At 70.3% G+C, this 16,779-nt stretch carries 20 protein-coding genes; 13 read left to right on the forward strand and 7 right to left on the reverse strand.

What is annotated here, in order from left to right:
- The first annotated feature begins 14 nt into the window (after positions 1–14).
- Positions 15–1,016, forward strand: coding sequence for an FUSC family protein (locus tag FFS15_RS10525; protein ID WP_137844980.1), 1,002 nt, complete (start codon positions 15–17; stop codon positions 1,014–1,016).
- Here FFS15_RS10525 and FFS15_RS10530 read toward each other — a convergent pair.
- On the reverse strand, positions 949–1,683 hold the full coding sequence (locus tag FFS15_RS10530) for a hypothetical protein (protein ID WP_137844981.1): 735 nt from the start codon (positions 1,681–1,683) through the stop codon (positions 949–951). The genes FFS15_RS10525 and FFS15_RS10530 overlap by 68 nt on opposite strands.
- Positions 1,683–2,252 carry a hypothetical protein gene (locus FFS15_RS10535; protein WP_137844982.1) on the reverse strand — a complete coding sequence of 190 codons (570 nt, stop codon included), beginning with the start codon at positions 2,250–2,252 and terminating at the stop codon, positions 1,683–1,685. The genes FFS15_RS10530 and FFS15_RS10535 overlap by 1 nt, the downstream gene beginning before the upstream one ends.
- A gap of 126 nt (positions 2,253–2,378) precedes the next feature.
- On the opposite strand from FFS15_RS10535, the gene FFS15_RS10540 reads away from it, so the two are divergent.
- Positions 2,379–2,912 carry a sigma-70 family RNA polymerase sigma factor gene (locus FFS15_RS10540; RefSeq protein ID WP_137844983.1) on the forward strand — a complete coding sequence of 178 codons (534 nt, stop codon included), beginning with the start codon at positions 2,379–2,381 and terminating at the stop codon, positions 2,910–2,912.
- Entirely contained in the window at positions 2,909–4,108 is a 1,200-nt protein-coding gene (locus FFS15_RS10545; protein ID WP_137844984.1) for a hypothetical protein, read from the forward strand. Before FFS15_RS10540 ends, FFS15_RS10545 begins: the two co-directional genes overlap by 4 nt.
- Here FFS15_RS10545 and FFS15_RS10550 read toward each other — a convergent pair.
- Positions 4,105–4,722, reverse strand: a complete 618-nt coding sequence (locus FFS15_RS10550) for a TetR/AcrR family transcriptional regulator (RefSeq protein WP_137844985.1) — start codon at positions 4,720–4,722, stop codon at positions 4,105–4,107. The genes FFS15_RS10545 and FFS15_RS10550 overlap by 4 nt on opposite strands.
- Positions 4,723–4,812: 90 nt before the next feature.
- Here FFS15_RS10550 and FFS15_RS10555 point away from each other — a divergent pair, with 90 nt between their 5' ends.
- From FFS15_RS10555 to FFS15_RS10600, 10 genes are read left to right on the forward strand one after another with little or no spacing between them, the layout of a single operon-like run.
- Entirely contained in the window at positions 4,813–5,550 is a 738-nt protein-coding gene (locus FFS15_RS10555; protein ID WP_137844986.1) for an enoyl-CoA hydratase/isomerase family protein, read from the forward strand.
- Positions 5,547–6,416 (forward strand): 3-hydroxyacyl-CoA dehydrogenase family protein, encoded by an 870-nt coding sequence (locus FFS15_RS10560; protein WP_137844987.1) that lies wholly within the window; start codon positions 5,547–5,549, stop codon positions 6,414–6,416. Before FFS15_RS10555 ends, FFS15_RS10560 begins: the two co-directional genes overlap by 4 nt.
- On the forward strand, positions 6,416–8,494 hold the full coding sequence (gene paaZ / locus FFS15_RS10565; RefSeq protein WP_137844988.1) for a phenylacetic acid degradation bifunctional protein PaaZ: 2,079 nt from the start codon (positions 6,416–6,418) through the stop codon (positions 8,492–8,494). The genes FFS15_RS10560 and paaZ overlap by 1 nt, the downstream gene beginning before the upstream one ends.
- Before the next feature lie 11 nt (positions 8,495–8,505).
- Positions 8,506–8,904 carry a hydroxyphenylacetyl-CoA thioesterase PaaI gene (gene paaI / locus FFS15_RS10570; RefSeq protein ID WP_171013164.1) on the forward strand — a complete coding sequence of 133 codons (399 nt, stop codon included), beginning with the start codon at positions 8,506–8,508 and terminating at the stop codon, positions 8,902–8,904.
- Positions 8,905–8,951: 47 nt separating this feature from the next.
- Positions 8,952–9,980, forward strand: coding sequence for a 1,2-phenylacetyl-CoA epoxidase subunit PaaA (paaA, locus tag FFS15_RS10575; protein ID WP_249353952.1), 1,029 nt, complete (start codon positions 8,952–8,954; stop codon positions 9,978–9,980).
- Positions 9,980–10,285, forward strand: a complete 306-nt coding sequence (paaB, locus tag FFS15_RS10580) for a 1,2-phenylacetyl-CoA epoxidase subunit PaaB (protein WP_137844989.1) — start codon at positions 9,980–9,982, stop codon at positions 10,283–10,285. The genes paaA and paaB overlap by 1 nt, the downstream gene beginning before the upstream one ends.
- A complete protein-coding gene (gene paaC / locus FFS15_RS10585; protein WP_137844990.1) occupies positions 10,282–11,115 on the forward strand; it encodes a 1,2-phenylacetyl-CoA epoxidase subunit PaaC in 834 nt (277 codons plus the stop codon). Before paaB ends, paaC begins: the two co-directional genes overlap by 4 nt.
- Positions 11,109–11,591, forward strand: a complete 483-nt coding sequence (gene paaD, locus FFS15_RS10590; protein ID WP_137844991.1) for a 1,2-phenylacetyl-CoA epoxidase subunit PaaD — start codon at positions 11,109–11,111, stop codon at positions 11,589–11,591. The genes paaC and paaD overlap by 7 nt, the downstream gene beginning before the upstream one ends.
- Complete coding sequence (gene paaE, locus FFS15_RS10595) at positions 11,591–12,745, forward strand: 1,2-phenylacetyl-CoA epoxidase subunit PaaE (protein WP_137844992.1); 1,155 nt, start codon at positions 11,591–11,593, stop codon at positions 12,743–12,745. The genes paaD and paaE overlap by 1 nt, the downstream gene beginning before the upstream one ends.
- Positions 12,746–12,761: 16 nt before the next feature.
- Complete coding sequence (locus FFS15_RS10600) at positions 12,762–13,529, forward strand: enoyl-CoA hydratase/isomerase family protein (protein WP_137844993.1); 768 nt, start codon at positions 12,762–12,764, stop codon at positions 13,527–13,529.
- Between the two features lie 10 nt (positions 13,530–13,539).
- On the opposite strand, the gene FFS15_RS10605 is transcribed toward FFS15_RS10600, so the two are convergent.
- Genes FFS15_RS10605 through FFS15_RS10620 form a run of 4 tightly spaced genes read right to left on the reverse strand, consistent with a single transcriptional unit; the run spans position 13,540 to position 16,778 of the window.
- The gene (locus FFS15_RS10605; protein WP_137844994.1) at positions 13,540–14,238 is read right to left on the reverse strand and encodes an ABC transporter ATP-binding protein; all 699 of its coding nucleotides are present in this window, start codon (positions 14,236–14,238) and stop codon (positions 13,540–13,542) included.
- A gap of 2 nt (positions 14,239–14,240) precedes the next feature.
- A complete protein-coding gene (locus FFS15_RS10610) occupies positions 14,241–14,936 on the reverse strand; it encodes an ABC transporter ATP-binding protein (RefSeq protein WP_137844995.1) in 696 nt (231 codons plus the stop codon).
- The gene (locus FFS15_RS10615) at positions 14,933–15,916 is read right to left on the reverse strand and encodes a branched-chain amino acid ABC transporter permease (RefSeq protein WP_137844996.1); all 984 of its coding nucleotides are present in this window, start codon (positions 15,914–15,916) and stop codon (positions 14,933–14,935) included. Before FFS15_RS10615 ends, FFS15_RS10610 begins: the two co-directional genes overlap by 4 nt.
- Before the next feature lies 1 nt (position 15,917).
- Complete coding sequence (locus tag FFS15_RS10620) at positions 15,918–16,778, reverse strand: branched-chain amino acid ABC transporter permease (protein WP_137844997.1); 861 nt, start codon at positions 16,776–16,778, stop codon at positions 15,918–15,920.
- Between the last annotated feature and the right edge of the window lies 1 nt (position 16,779).

Here is a 16,779-nt window from a genome sequence, read left to right on the forward strand (position 1 = left end):
GCAGGGTGGGAGGCATGACCTCCTCCCCGCCGCTCGCGTGGTCGTGGCGGAACGTCGCTCACGGCGCGGTGCTGGCGCTGCCGGCGGCTGTCGTCTCGACGCTCGACCCGGCGCTGGGAGTGCCGCTCGCGGTGGGTGTGCTGCCCGCGGCGGCGTTGGGCCTCGGCAGCACGCGGCGTCAGCGCGCGATGGTCATGGTCGTCGGTGCCGTCGCCGCGGTGTCGATCCTGCTCGGGTCGCTCGTGGCATCGCTGCCGGTTCTCGCGGTCGTGCTCGTCTTCGTCCTGTGCGTCGCGGTCGCGCTGTTCGCCGCGAACCCGGCACATCGCCTTGCACCGCTCGCCCTCATGCTGGGGCTGCCGCTGTACGGCGCCGGGCTGTCGGAGTCGCCGTGGACGGCAGGCGCCGCTGCGGCGCTGCTGATCACGGCGGGATCGGTGTACGGGTGGTTGGTCTCGCTCGCGTGGCCGGCGGCGGATACGGCCGCGCGACCCCCGCGCCCGGCTGCTCCTCGCTCCGTGATGCTGCAGTACGGCATCCAGATCGGGCTCGCCGGTGCGACCGCCGCCGCGATCGGCTTCGCTCTCGGGGTGGATCATCCGGGGTGGGCCTGCATGGCGGCGCTGCTGGTGAGCCGACCGGATCGCGGGCAGCTCGACGCGCGCGCTTGGGGCCGCTCCGCCTCGGTGGTCGCGGGTGCTCTGGTCGCGTGCGCGATCGCCCTCGCGCCACTCGGTGACATCGCGATCGCGCTCATCATCCTCGCGACGCTCGCCGCTGCGACCGGGACCGCCGGCAGCCGCTGGTACGTCTTCCCGTTCTTCTCGACCGTGATCGTGCTGTCGATGCTGCTGCTGGGTGAGACCGAGACCCCCGCGCACTGGTTCCTCGAGCGGGTGGCGATGACGCTGCTCGGTGTTGCGCTGGCACTGGCGGCCGCGTGGATCGTCAGTCTCGCTCGGGGGCGAGGTACACGAGCGCCTCCACCGACTCGTCGCGCAGGTGGAACCGGATGACGCTGCCGACCGGGAGTCCGTCGCCGAAGTCGTAGGACGGCACGACCAGGACCTCGAGGTCGACCAGCAGGTCGGCTTCGGGCGGCGTGCACGTCGCTTCGAGAGCGCTGTGCGTCGAGCGTTCGATGAGGACGAGGCACGGATTGCCGTACGCATCCACGGCCGACCAGGGTTCGACCCCGAGGAACATTCCGTACGACTGCAGTGTCGACACGTCGATGTCGTCGACCGCGTCCGCGGCGAGAGTCCGTGCTTGCGCGTCGGGCACCGACGCCGTCAACCCCAGGGTGGCGTCCGGCTGCGGGCCGAACAACGTCGTCACGCCGTACCCGAGCGCGACGATCGCCGCTCCCGCGCCGGCCAAGAGCAGGAGGCGGGCCGACCGCGTCGCGGCGACCCGTGATGATCGCGGTGGGGGGCTCTCGGTCGCCGCTTCCCTTGCGACAGCGACGTCCGCGGCATCCGCCTCCGCATTGTCGTCAGGCGCAGCATCCGCCGGCGCACCCTCCTCTGCGACGAACCGACGACCTACCCGCTCGGCCTCGAGTTCGCTGAGACGAGCGAGCGCGGCAGGATCAGCGTCGATGTCGGCGGCGGGGCCGTACGCGCGGACCCGAAGATCCTCCAGTTCGTGCTCCAGCTCTTGGGGCATCGGCGTCGATTCCATCAGCGGGCCTCCTCCGGCGTCAGGTGGTACACGTGGAGCGCATCGGCGTTCGCGTCGCGCAGCACGAATCGCAGCCTTTCGCCGGCCGCGAGCCCGTGCTGCCGGGTGTCCATGACGACGTCGGTTCCCGCCGGGATGCACTCGCGCGCGATGACGTCGACTGTCTGCCGATGGACGGCGATGAGGCACCGCGATCCGTGCGCGTTCTCCGCCGACCACACCTCGATGTCTCGATAGGTTCCGAAGCCGCGCAGCGTCGACAGGTCGATCAACTGCTCCGATGCGAAGCCGGGGGGCGGTGAAAGCTCCTCGTAGTCCGAGCCCTCGCCCGACAGCAGCGTGATCAGCCGGTCGTCGGGCTCGACGCCCGCGGGAACGAGGGTGGCGTCCGGCGGGGTGTTCTCGAATCCCAGTGCTACGGCGATGACTCCGCCGGCGACGAGAGCTCCGGCGGCGAACGCGATGATTGTCGACGGAGCAGTGAACCATCGTTGTCTGCGCGCGGTGGTGACGGTGTCGAGCGCGGCGTCGGACTCGGCGTCGGCCTCGACCTCAGGCGAGGGTTTCATACCTCTTAATGTCCGCGAACCGCGATTCGGTTCCCACGCGCGTGAGTAGCATCGGCTTCGTGCTGCAGGAGCGTCGCGAGTGCAGCAGGTCGGGAACCTTCTCGCGCGGTGCGGACATTACAGGGTATGAGCGATGACGACGCCTCGGACTGGCTGGCGGTCCGTTCCGGTGACCCGGTGGCCCTCGCCGCGCTGTTCGACCGGCACGAGGCGCGGCTCTTCCGCCATGCACGGCGCCTTCTCACGGCGCGCGAGGATGCGAAGGATGCCGTCACCATCGCGTTCTTCGAGCTCTGGCGCAAGCGGGCCTCGGTTCGGCTGGTGGACGGGTCGCCGCTGCCCTGGCTGCTCAACACGGTGTCGTTCGCCGCGCGCAACCTCGAGCGATCCAGCCGCCGCTATCGGACGCTGATCGCTCGCGCGCCGCGCGCAGATGAGGTCGGAGAGCTCACCGGCAGCGACGAGAGCGGGGTGCTCGCGGCACTCAGACGCCTGCCCGCCCGCGAACAGAGCGTGGTGGTGCTGCGGGTTCTCGAGGGCTACCCGGAACTCGAGACCGCACAGACTCTGGGAATTCCGGTCGGGACGGTCAAGTCCCGACTCGCCCGGGCGCGAGCGAAGCTCCGCGATGAGATCACGGCAATGGAGGCATCATCATGAGCGCCGGCGAAGGCCTCACACCCCGCGAGCGCAGCGAGATGCGCGATCTGGTGCTCGCGGGAACGCAGCGCATCCATCCGTCGGACGGTCGGCGCACGCAGTTCATCGCGGCGGGTGTCGCCCTGGTTCTCGTGGGAGCGGTAGCCGGAGGCGTGCTGACCGCAGCCCTCGGCCAGAGCGAACGGCCTGCTCCGTTCGCGTCGGGTGAAGGCCGACCGGCGGGGGCGGTCCCGACAGCGGGGACGGCGCCTGAGGTCGTGCCGACCGATGTCGATCCGCAGGTGTGGATCGACTCCCTTCCCGATGGCGAGCCGCCGCTCACGCCCTACGCCCACGACGGCGTGCTGCATGTCTCGGGCACCGAGATCGTGCCGTCGTTCGAGGTCGGCGCGATCGAGGTCGCAGGTTCGACGGTCATCGTCGGCGGCGGTGCGCGGGACGGCGTTCCCGCGAGCTGGTGGCTGGTCGACGGTGATGCTCTCGTACCGTTCCCTGCGACGCAGGAGTACTACCCCTCGCTGAGCGCCGACGGCTCGATCATCTTCTGGCAGGAGAAGCGGAGTGCCGACACGACGACCTTCGTGATGTGGGACGTCGCGACGAACCAGGAGCTGGCGACCCACACGGTCGACGGCGACTTCGACACGAGCAACCGCCTGCACATCATCGGGGTCGACGCCGACGGCATCGCGTACTGGGTGAACGAGTCGAGCGATCCGCCCGTGTGGCGCTGGGATGTGCGCAACGGCGTCGTCGAGCCCACCGATCTGCCGTTCGAGAGCAGGAAAGCCTTCAGCGAGCAGGCCGACCCGATTCCCGAGGTGTGGCGAGGATTCGAAGACAATTACGTCTCACCCGACGGCACCCGTGAGATCTTCACCGACACGCAGCTGCGGGTGCGGCCGCTCGGGTCGAGCGCAGCCGACGAGATCACGACTCTGCAGTTGCCGGAAGGGGTTCCCGGCGAGCCGCTGTGGCGTGCCTACACCGATCGCGGCGCGACCGCGTGGTGGGAGACGAACGAGACCATCCTGCTCATCGCCCAGGTCGACGAGCATGCCACCCTCGTGCGCTGCTGGGCGACTGGCGGCGCGTGCGAGCGGGTGTTCGACCTCGGCGCCCACGCCGCGGGGTACACGGACCCGCCGGAGTGGCAGCAGGACTGGGTTCTCGGCATGGTTCCGGTGCGCGGCTAGGACCCGGGGGAGCGGAGCCCGTCGAGCACGACGGTGAGGATGCCGCGGGCGAGCGCGTCGCGATCGATCGGGCCGCCGGGGCGATACCACTCGACGACCGAGTTGATCATGCCGAAGATGAGTCTCGTCGCGATGGCCGCGTCGACGTCGGCGCGGATCCAGCCCTCGGACTGCGCGCCGGCGACCAGCGCGGCGACGCGCGCGTCGAAGACGCGCCGGCGCTCGAGCGCCTGCTGCTCGGTCGCGCTGTTGCCGCGGACGCGCAGCAGCAGCGTCACCTCGGGGAGGTGGTCGATGAGCACCTCGACGGCGCCCGCGATCACATCGCGCAGGCGCTCGGCGTCGGACTCTGCGCGGAGTTCGGCCTCGTCGAGCACTCCTTCCAGCGCAGTCAGTGCCGAGTCGAGCGCGAGCGCGAGCAGCTCATCCTTCGAGGCGAAGTGGTGGTACAGCGCCGACTTCGTGAGCCCCAGGCGCTCGGCGAGATCGGCGACCGAGGTCGCGTCGTAGCCCTGCTCGTTGAACAGCTGCACGGCGACCGCGAGCACCTGGTCGCGGTCGTAGCCGGGGCGGCCGCGCCGCGCACCCGCGGGCGCCGTCGTCTCACTCGTCATCACGACAGTCTCGCACTGCCCCTGCTTGCCTGTCCTCGACGCGTCTGGCATCATTACTGAACGATCGGTTTGGAAAGATTGAGGATGACGATGTCCGAGCGTCTGACGACGCAGTGGAGCGATGACCGCGTCGTCGCGACCCTCGATCGGCCGTCGACCCGCAACGCGATCGACCAACAGACGATCGACGAGCTCCACGCGTTGTGCGCCGAGCTCGAGTCAGAGCCGCGGGTCTTGATCCTCACCGGCGCCGGCGGTGTCTTCGCCTCGGGCGCCGACATCGCCCAGCTGCGCGAGCGCACCGCCGCAGATGCGCTCGCGGGCATCAACACGACGGCGTTCCGGCGCATCCGCGAGCTTCCGATGCCCGTCATCGCCGCGATCGACGGCTATGCGCTCGGCGGCGGCGCCGAGCTCGCGTATGCCGCCGACATCCGCGTCGGCTCGCCGACCCTGAAGATCGGCAACCCTGAGACGGGGCTCGGCATCATCGCCGCCGCAGGCGCCACGTGGCGTCTGCCTGAGATCGTCGGCGAGGCGCGCGCCGCCGAGCTGCTGCTCACCGGCCGCATCCTCGACGCCGACACCGCCCTCGCGTGGGGGCTGGTCTCCGCGGTCGGCCCCGCAGACAGCCTGCTCGCCGAAGCCCACGCGATCGCCGATCGCATCGTCGCCAACGACCCGCTCGCGACGATGCACACCAAGCGCGCACTGCTGGCTCCCGCGAGCGCGCACCCCACCATCGAGCTCGAGCTGCAGGCCGAGTTGTTCGAGAGCCCCGAGAAGCACCGCCGCATGACGGCGTTCCTCGAGAAGAGGGCGCGATGACGCCGGATGCCGCGACCGACGTGCCCGACCGCGTCGGCGTGCTGGGCGGCGGGCGCATGGGCGCGGGGATCGCGCACGCGTTCCTGCTCGCCGGTTGCCGCGTGACGGTCGTCGAGCGCGACGACGACGCGGCGGTGGCGGCAGCCGACCGCGTGCGCGAATCGCTCGCGCGATCGGTCGAGCGCGGCGCGACGGCCCGCGATGCCGCCGATCTCGACAGCGCGATCGCCGTCTCGGTCGACCCGTCGGCGTTCGCCGATTGCGCGCTGGTGATCGAGGCGGTTCCCGAAGACCGCGCCCTCAAAACCGACGCCCTCCGCCGTGTCGAAGACTCCATTGCGTCCGACGCGATCCTTGCGAGCAACACGTCGTCGATCTCGATCGACGACCTCGCGGCGTCGCTGGCGCACCCGGGGCGCTTCCTCGGCCTGCACTTCTTCAACCCTGTGCCCGCGTCGACCCTCGTCGAGGTCGTGATGGGTTCGGCATCCGACCCCGCGCTCGCCGATGCCGCGCGTGGGTGGGTGTCCGCCATCGGCAAGACCCCGATCGTCGTCCGAGACGCACCGGGGTTCGCGTCGAGCCGGCTCGGCGTCGCGCTCGCGCTCGAAGCGATCCGCATGGTCGAGCAGGGCGTGGCCTCGGCAGAAGACATCGATCGGGCGATGGAGCTCGGGTATCGGCATCCGATGGGCCCCTTGCGCACGACCGACATCGTCGGACTCGACGTGCGCTTGGGGATCGCCGAAGAGCTCCAGGCCGCGCTCGGCGAGCGGTTCGCGCCGCCCGCGCTGCTGCGGCAGATGGTCGCCGAGGGCCGGCTCGGACGCAAGAGCGGCAGCGGATTCTACGAATGGAGCGAGTGATGGTGGATGTGCTTCCGAGCTACGTGCGGGACACGTGGTGGCAGCCGGCCGATGACCGTGATGCCGCGGTCGTGCGGGACTCGTCGACGGGTGAGACCGTCGCGCGCGTGAGCACGGCGGGCCTCGATCTCGCGGGTGCCCTCGACCACGCCCGCACCGTCGGCCAGCGTTCGCTCGGCGCGTTGACGTTCCACCAGCGCGCCGTGCTGCTGAAGAAGTTCGCCGTCACCCTGACCGCCAGCAAGCAGGAGCTCTACGATCTGTCGAAGAAGGCCGGGTCGACCGAGCGCGATTCGCTGAACGACGTCGACGGCGGGATCGGCGTGCTGTTCACCTACTCGTCGAAGGGCCGGCGCGAGCTGCCGAACGCGACGGTGTACGTCGACGGACCCGCCGAGCCGCTCTCGAAGGACGGGACATTCCTCGGACGGCATGTGTTCACGCGCCTGCCCGGCGTCGCCGTGCAGATCAACGCCTTCAACTTCCCGATGTGGGGCGCGCTCGAGAAGTTCGCGCCAGCCTTCCTCGCGGGCGTTCCCACGCTCGTCAAACCCGCGACGCCGACCGGCTACATCGCCGAGGCATGGGTGCGGATGCTCGTCGAAGCCGGAGACCTTCCCGCGGGATCGCTGCAGCTGGTGAGCGGTGGCGTTCCCGACCTCTTCGACCACCTCGGGCTCGGCGATCTGGTGGGCTTCACCGGCAGCGCGTCGACGGCCGAGCGCCTGCGGGCGAAGGCCGCGTACGGCGTGCGGTTCACGAGCGAGACCGACTCGATCAACGCGTCGGTGCTCGGGCCGGACGCGACCCCCGAGACCCCGGAATTCGATGCGTACGTCAAGCAGCTGCTGGTCGAGCTGACGACGAAGGCGGGGCAGAAGTGCACGGCGATCAGGCGGGCCATCGTTCCCGTGGGCACGGTCGATGCGCTCGTCGAGGCGCTCCGGGCGAAGATCGACGAGCGCGTGGTCCTGGGCGACCCGCGCGCTGAGGGCGTCACAATGGGGCCACTCGTCTCGCTCGACCAGCGCGACGAAGTGCTCGGCCAGGTCGAACGGCTGCAGGATGCCGGGGGCACGCTCCTGCTCGGCTCGACCGCAGCCCCCGAGATCGTCCGCGAAGACGGCTCGCGGGGCGATGCTCCAGACGGAGCGTTCGTCGCGCCGATCCTCGTCGGGTTCGCCGACGCCACGACCGCGGCTGTGCACGACACCGAGGCGTTCGGCCCGGTCGCGAGCGTGCTCACGTACCGGACGGTCGCCGAGGCCGCCGACCTCGTAGACCTCGGCGGCGGGTCCCTCGTGACGAGTGTCGCGACGAACGATCCGGGCGTCGCGGTCGAGCTGCTCTCGCGCATCGGAGCGTTCAACGGCCGCGTGCTCTTCCTCAGCCGCGAGAACGCCCGCACCTCGACCGGTCACGGTGCACCCGTGCCACACCTCGTGCACGGCGGCCCGGGTCGCGCCGGCGGCGGTGAAGAGCTCGGCGGCATCCGTGCGGTGCTTCACCACATGCAACGCACCGCGGTGCAGGGCTCGCCCGAGATGCTCACGGCCCTCACCGGGGTCTGGCACGAGGGCGCGCGCTCGGAGCCCGGGGGTCGGCATCCGTTCCGCAAGTCCCTCGTCGACCTGCGGATCGGCGACCAGGTCGTCTCGGCGTCGCGCGAGGTCTCGTTGGACGACATCGAGACGTTCGCGCACTTCACCGGCGACACGTTCTACGCGCACATGGACGAGGCCGCGGCAGCCGCCAACCCGTTCTTCCCGGGGCGGGTCGCCCACGGGTATCTGCTCGTCTCGTGGGCTGCCGGGCTCTTCGTCGACCCCGATCCCGGTCCGGTGCTCGCCAACTACGGCCTCGAGAACCTGCGGTTCATCACGCCGGTGTCGCCGGACGACGAGATCCGCGTGGTGCTGACCGCGAAGCAGATCACGCCCCGCGAGACCGACGAGTACGGCGAAGTGCGATGGGATGCCGTCATCCGCAACCAGCGCGACGAGGTCGTCGCCACCTACGACGTGCTGACGCTCGTCGCAAAGACCGACGCACCGGCCGCGGAAGAGACGGCCGCGTGATGGTCCGGCTGATGATGCAGCGCGACCGGGCCTCTGCCGCGATGGGGATGCAGGTCGAGCAGGATGAACCGGGCCACGCCGTCGTGAGCATGCTCGTGCGAGACGACATGCTCAACGGCTTCGCGATCACCCACGGCGGCTTCGTCTTCGCGCTCGCCGACACGGCATTCGCGATCGCGTGCAACGAGGACGACCGCATCACGGTCGCCGCGGGCGCCGACATCTCGTTCCTGAAGTCGACGCACGCCGGGCAGACGCTCACTGCGACCGCACGCCGCCGGGTTGTCAGTGGCCGCACGGGTGTCTACGACGTCACCGTCACCGACGAGGGCGGCGACGTCGTCGCGGAGTACCGGGGGCGCTCGGTCGCAACCAGCAGGTCGCTTCGCGACGCGGTTGCCGGGCCGTGATCGGCTCGGTAGACTAACTGAACGCTCGTTCTGTAAAGGAGTCGATGATGACTGTTCTCGAGCAAGAGACCTTCGACGCGCTCATCGCGGCCGAGCAGCGCATCGAGCCCCGCGACTGGATGCCCGAGGCGTATCGGAAGACCCTGATCCGGCAGATCTCGCAGCACGCGCACTCCGAGATCATCGGGATGCAGCCCGAGGGCAACTGGATCACGCGCGCCCCGAGTCTCAAGCGCAAGGCGATCCTGATGGCGAAGGTGCAGGACGAGGCGGGCCACGGGCTGTACCTGTACTCGGCGGCGCAGACCCTCGGCATCACGCGCGACGAGATGACCGAACAGCTGATCTCAGGCCGCGCGAAGTACTCGTCGATCTTCAACTACCCGACGCCGACGTGGGCCGACATGGGAGCGATCGGCTGGCTCGTGGACGGCGCCGCGATCTGCAACCAGGTGCCGCTGTGCCGCGCGTCGTACGGACCCTACGGCCGCGCGATGGTGCGCGTGTGCAAGGAGGAGTCGTTCCACCAGCGGCAGGGGTTCGAGATCCTGCTCGCGCTCATGCAGGGGACGCCGGCGCAGCGCGAGATGGCGCAGGACGCCGTGAACCGCTGGTACTGGCCCTCGCTCATGATGTTCGGGCCGCCCGACGATTCGTCGCCCAACTCGGCGCAGTCGATGGCGTGGAAGATCAAGCGGTTCTCCAACGACGAGCTGCGCCAGCGGTTCATCGGGATGCTGGTTCCCCAGGCCGAGGTGCTGGGCGTGACGCTGCCGGATCCCGAGCTGCGGTGGGACGAGGCATCGGGCCGATGGCACATGAGCGAGATCGATTGGACCGAGTTCCATGAGGTGCTCGCCGGGCGCGGACCGATGAATGCGGAGCGGCTGCGCGCGCGGCGCGACGCGCACGAGGACGGCGCGTGGGTGCGTGAGGCGGCGGCGGAGTATGCGCGGCGGCGGGCCTTTCCCGGGTCGCTGAGCGAGCGCAGCGAGACGAAGCGCGACGTCCCAGCGGATGAACGGGGCGTTTCGTCTCGCTTCGCTCGCTCAACGACCGCAGCCGAGGTGGCGTGATGGCGACGCCGGGCGGGTCCGACCGCGAGACGTGGCCCCTGTGGGAGGTGTTCGTCCGCGCCAACCGCGGTCTGTCGCACGTGCACGCCGGTTCCCTTCACGCGCCCGACGCCGACATGGCGCTGCGCAATGCGCGCGACCTGTACACGCGCCGAGGCGAAGGCACCTCGGTGTGGGTGGTGCCCGCTGAGGCGATCACGACGAGCGACCCCGATTCCAAGGGCGCGTTCTTCGAGTCGCCCGCGGGCAAGAACTACCGGCACGCCGTGTACTACACGGCGTCTGAGGGGGTGCCGCACCTATGACCCCGCCCTCCGACCTCCACGGCGACGTCACCGTCGACCGGCTCGAGCTCGCAGAAGAGCTCACGGGCTCGGCCGGTGCGGCCGCTTCGCCCGACGTCGCCGAGTACGCGCTGTGGCTTGGCGATGACGCGCTCATACTCGCGCAGCAGTTGGGCGGCTGGATCGCCCACGCGCCCGAGCTCGAAGAAGACGTCGCGCTCGGCAACATCGCCCTCGACCTGCTGGGTCACGCCCGCTCGCTGCTGCACTACGCCGGCACGGCAGACGGTCGCAGCGAAGACGACCTCGCGTACTGGCGGGATGAGCCCGCTTTCCGCTCCGCGTGGCTGTTCGAGCAGCCGAACGGAGACTTCGCGCAGACCATCGCGCGTCAGCTCGCGGCATCCGTCTATCTCTTCGAGCTCTACACGGCACTCCGGGCCTCGACCGACGCGACCCTCGCCGCGATCACCGCCAAGGCGGTGAAGGAGGTCGACTACCTCCGCGACCACGCGGTGCAGTGGACGCTGCGGCTCGCCGGCGGCACCGACGAGTCGCGCACGCGGATGATCCGCGCGGTCGGCGACGTGTGGCCGTACGTCGACGAGCTGTTCCGCGACGAGGAGCTCACCGACCGGCTCGCCGAGACCGGGATCGCGCCCCGTCCGTCGACCCTGCGCTCGGCCTTCGACGCCGTGATCGCCGCGGTGTTCGCCGAGGCCGACCTCGAGGTTCCGGTCGGGTTCGTCTCGTCGGGCGGCGGGCGGCGCGGACAGCACTTCTCGACGATGGGGTACCTGCTGGCCGAGATGCAGGTGCTGGCGCGGCAGTATCCGGGGGCGACGTGGTGACCGGGCAGGGGCGCGCGTGGGAGATCGCCGCGGCCGTCGCCGACCCCGAGGTTCCGGTGCTCACGATCGAAGACCTCGGTGTGCTCCGCGACGTCGCGGTCGCGGGGGAGCGGGTGACCGTGACGATCACGCCGACGTATTCGGGGTGCCCCGCAATGGATGTGATCAGAGACGACGTCGTGCTCGCCCTCACCGCCGCGGGCTTCGGCGATGTCGAGGTGCGGCTGACGCTGTCGCCCGCGTGGACGACGGACTGGATGAGCGACGCCGGCAAGCGCAAGCTCACCGAGTACGGCATCGCGCCGCCGACGGGGCGGGCAACCGTCGGGCCGATCAAGCTCGCGATCGCGGTGAAGTGCCCGCGGTGCGGGTCGCTCGATACGCGTGAGGCGTCGCGGTTCGGATCGACCTCGTGCAAGGCGCTCTACGAATGCCGCGCGTGCCTCGAGCCCTTCGACCACTTCAAGGTGCACTGATGGGGTCGGAGGTCGATGTCGCCGAGGCGTTCCTCGCGAGTGCCGTCGGAGGGCCTTCGGGCTCGCGTCGGCGCGCGCGGTTCCACACGCTGCGGGTCGCCGAGGTGCGGCCGCTCACCGACGCCGCGATCGAGGTGACGTTCGCGGTGCCGCCCGAGCTCGCGGGCGATTTCGAGTACCTCGCCGGGCAGCACGTGGCTCTGCGCACCCACATCGACGGTCGGGAGGTGCGGCGGTCGTATTCGCTGTGCCGCCCGCCGGGGCCGGGGGCGATCAGCGTCGCGATCAAGCGTGACCTCGGCGGGCGCTTCTCGACGTGGGCGCAGACCGAGTTGAAGCCCGGCGCCGAGCTCGACGTCATGAGCCCGCAGGGGTCGTTCACCTCGAATCTCGCTGAGCTCGACGGCGCGCATGTCGCCGGCATCGCGGCGGGCTCGGGCATCACCCCGCTGATGGCGCTCGCGGCGACCGTGCTCGCGCGCTCGGAGACCTCACGCTTCACGCTCGTCTACACGAACCGCTCGACGACCGACGTGATGTTCCTGGAAGACCTCGCCGACCTGAAGGACCGGTACCCGACCCGTCTGGCGCTGCACCACGTGCTCTCGCGCGAGCAGCGCTCGGCGCCACTGCTGTCGGGTCGCATCGACGAGGAGCGCCTGCGGCGCATCCTCGACGCGCTCGTGCTGCCCGAGACGGTCGACGAGTGGTTCCTGTGCGGACCGTTCGAGCTGGTGCAGCTGTGCCGAGATACCCTCGCCGACATCGACGTCGACAGGGCGCACGTGCGGTACGAGCTCTTCACGACCGGCGAGCCCGGCCGAGATCAGGGCGACGCCGGGCGGCCCGTCGTCGCCGTGGCGGGAGATCCGGTCCGCACCATCGAGATCACCCTCGACGGGCAGTCCTCGACGATCGAGAGTCCGGTGAGCGCGCACGAGTCGATCCTCAACGCGGCGCTGCGCGTGCGCCCCGACGTGCCGTTCGCGTGCGCCGGCGGCGTGTGCGGCACGTGCCGCGCAAGGCTGCTCGTGGGCTCGGTCACGATGACCGAGAACTACGCCCTGGAGCCAGACGAGCTCGAACGCGGGTACGTGCTCACCTGCCAATCCCACCCGACGAGCGACCGTGTCGCCGTCGACTACGACGTGTGACGACGAGGAGTCCCTGATGATCGACCTCCGCATCGACGGCGACGTCGCCCACGTCGTGCTCGACAACCCCGCGAAGCTCAACGCGCTCGACGAGCAGGCCGTGCGCGATCTCGATGCCGCCTACGCCGAAGCCGAGGCCGCGGGAGTTCGTGCCCTCGTGTTGCGCGGCGAGGGGCGCGCGTTCTGCGCCGGGCGCGACATCGCCGGCGTCGATCCGCGCGACGACGACGTGCTCGGGTACCTCGGCGGTCTCGTGACGCCACTCCTGCAGCGCATGTCGGCGTTCCCCGCCCCGACCTTCGCCGCCGCCCACGGGGCGTGCCTGGGCGTCGGTCTCGGCCTGCTCATCGCGACCGACGTCGTCTACGTCGCCGACACCGCGAAGATCGGCTCGCCCTTCGCCGCGCTGGGCGCGACGCTCGACTCGGGCGGCCACGCCCTGTTCTTCGAGCGCCTCGGCGCGCACAAGACCCTCGACCTCATCTACACCGGTCGGCTCATGTCCGGCAGCGAAGCCGTCGCGTCGGGCCTGTTCTCTCGCGTGATCCCGGCCGACGAGCTCGTCCCGACCACCGTCGAGGCCGCCGAACGCGCGGCGACGGGCGCGACGGGTGCGTTCCGGGCGAGCAAGGAGCTCGTGCGGCAGCTGCGCGACGAACGCTTGGGCCTGTGGCGATCGATGGATGCCGAGAACGCCGCACAGGCCGCGCTCTGCGACACCGACGACTATCGGGAGGGCTTCGCCGCCTTCCAGGAGAAGCGGAAGCCGCAGTTCAACGGCTGAGACGCCCTCGTCAACCCAGGTACGCGTCCGACAGCAGGTCGTCGGCGACGAGGTTCTCGACGGTGTCGTGACCGACGACCCTGCCCTCCGCGAGCACGTACGCCGACGAGCACAGGCGCTGCACGAGGTGGGTGTTCTGCTCGACGAGCAGCACGGTGAGCCCGCTCGAGCAGATTCCCTCGAGCAGCTCGCGCACCTCGATGACCGCGACCGGCGAGAGCCCGCTGGATGGCTCGTCGAGCATCAGCAGACGCGGCGCCGACATCAGGGCTCGGGCGATGGCGACGAGCTGCTGCTGGCCGCCGCTCAGGCGGCCGGCCGACTCGCGGCGTCGCGCCGCGAGCCACGGCGTCCGCGCGTATGCCTCGTCGAGCCGAACCTTCGTCACCGCGGTCGAGGCGCCCTGGGCGCCGAGCACCAGATTCTCCTCGATCGTCATGCCGGCGAACAGCCGCCGGTTCTGCGGGCACAGCGCGACGCCCGCGCCGACGACCTCGCGCGTCGTCGCCGACGAGAGGTCGCGGCCGTCGACGGTGAGCGTGCCCGAGATGCGCGGCGCCGCGCGCATGATCCCCATCAGGGTGGAGGTCTTGCCGGCGCCGTTCGCGCCGAGGATTCCGGTGACGGTCGCCTCCGGCACGTCGAGATCTATGCCGCGCACCGCGGAGACCGCGCCGTAGCCGACGGTGAAGTCGTGGACGGAGAGCATGCTCAACCTCCGAGGTAGGCGGCGATGACCGCCGGGTCGTTGCGGACGATCTCGGGACGGCCGGCCGACAGCACGCTCCCCGTCGCCATGACGACGACCGAGTCGGCGAGCGCCATGAGGAAGCGCATGTTGTGCTCGACCACGATGACCGAGATGCCGTGGTGATCGCGGATGCCGCGCACGACGGCGCTCAGGTGGTCGGTCTCGCCGACGCCCATGCCGACGGCGGGCTCGTCGAGCAGGATCGCCGCGGGACGCGAAGCGAGGGCGCAGCCGACCATCACGAGCCGCTGCTGCGCGTTGGAGAGGTCTCCGACCCCGCGGTCGAGCACGTCGTCGATGCCGACGTCGGTCGCCACCTCACTGACGCCCATGCCGCCGCGACCGGCGGCGAGGGCGAGCGAGTCCTCGACCGTCCACGTCGGCATGACACGCGTCGTCTGGAAGGTGCGCGTGATGCCGCGGGCGCTCTTGCGGTGCGGCGGCAGCGCGGTGACGTCGCCCCCAGCGAGACGGATGCTCCCGGCCGTCGGCCGCGTGGTGCCGGCGATCATGTTGAGGAGGGTGGTCTTGCCCGATCCGTTGGGCCCGATCAGCCCCAGGATGTGGCCGGGCTCGACGGTGAAGGAGACGTCGTCGACGGCGCGCACGCCGCCGTACAGCTTCGTGAGGCCGTGTACTTCGAGAGTCGCGGTCACCGGTTCCCACCCTTCGGAAGGGCGCGCCCGCGGAGTGCACGTTCGACACCGCCGATGATGCCGCCGGGAACCAGCAGCGTGATGAGGATGAAGATGAGCCCGAGCGCGATCTGGCTGACGCCCGGCTGCAGCTTGAGCAGCTGCGAGAGCCCGACGACGATGATCGCTCCCACCAACGGCGTCAGCAGGCGCCCGTACCCGCCGAGGCCGATGGCGACGAACATCAGGAAGCCCTGCACGAAGGTGAACTGCGACGGCGCGATCACCCCGTTGTACTGGGCGAGCAGCACGCCCGCCCAGCCGCCGAAGACGGCAGAGGCCACCACCGCGATCGCCTTGGTGCGCGCGGTCGGCACGCCGAGGTGCTCCGCGAGGTCTTCGTCGGCGCTGATCGCCTTCAAACGGCGTCCGAAGGCCGATCGGGCGATCACGTCGAAGGCGACGAGGCTCGCGCCGACCGACAGCGCGATGGCGATCAGGACGACGGGGAGCGGCATCCCGAGCCCCACCGGCATGCCGTTCGGGCCGCCGGTCAGCTGACTCTCGTTCGTGAAGACCAACGAGCACACGGCGCCGAAGAAGAGCGTGCCGATCGCGAAGTACTGGCCGCGGGTTCGGCTGAACACGAGGGCCACGAGGGTTCCCGCGAGCGCCGCGGCGACCACGCCCCCGATCGCGGCGAGCCAGAACGGCAGGCCGGAGGCCAGCAGGATCGACGAGCTGTACGCCCCGATGCCGAAGAAGGCCGCCTGCGCGAGGCTCGGGTAGCCGCCGAGGCCCTGCACGACGTTGAGGCCGGTGAGCGCGATCGCCCACACCGCGATGAGGATCGCGACAAGCCCCTGATCGCCGCGGAGGAGCGTGATCGCGAGGTAGACGACGACGGTGATCGCAGCAATCGCGGCATAGGTGCCGGCGGCACCGCGGCGCCTGGTCGCAGCCACGGTCGGGGCGGGGCGGGAGAGGATGCTGGTGCTCATGTCATCCGACTCTCTGTGAGGCGACGGAGCGGATGCCCGTCGGGCGGAAGATGAGGACGGCGACCAGGAACAGGAACCCGAATGCGCTCTGATAGGCCGGATCGATGAACGCGGCGCCGAGGCTCTCGACGAGCCCGAGGGTCATCCCGCCGATCACGGCGCCGAGGACGCTTCCGAGACCCCCGACGACGATCACGACGAACGCGCTCAACAGCAGCGAGTCGGCCATGAACGGCGAGATCTGGAAGGTGGGGGCGAACACGACCGCGGCCAATCCGCCGAGGAGCCCGGCGAGGAGGAACGCGAGCACATACTGCCGTTTGACCGAGATGCCGAGCAGCGCCGCAGCCTCGCGATCCTGCGCGACCGCCCGGATGGAGCGACCGAGCGTCGTGCGGTTGAGCACCAGCGCGAGCACGGTGACCGCGACCGCGGCGGTGATGACGACCACGACTTTCACCCCCGAGATCGCCACGTCGCCGACGTGGAGGATCCAGGTGTCGTAGGGGGTGTCGAGGGCCTTCCCCTCACCGCCCCAGATCACCAGTGCGGTGTTCTGGAGGATGAGGAGAAGACCGAGGGCGATGGCAGGCGCTGCTGCCGGATTGCTGCGGATCCACCGGTAGGCGAGCACTTCGGTGAGCACCGAGAGGATGCCGGCCACCGCGATTCCGGCGGCGGCGGCGAGCAGGAAGGGTGCTCCCGCGTTCTCGACCGACCACGTGGTGTACGCGGCGAGCACCATCACGCCCGCATGCGCGAAGTTGGGGATCTCCATGACCCCGTAGACGAGGGTGAGGCCCAGGGCCACGAGGGTGAAGAGGCTTCCGAGGAACAGCCCGTTCAGCAGCGCCTGCGTCATC

This window comes from Microbacterium sp. 2FI (genome assembly GCF_005502885.1).
Classification (GTDB): Bacteria; Actinomycetota; Actinomycetes; order Actinomycetales; family Microbacteriaceae; genus Microbacterium.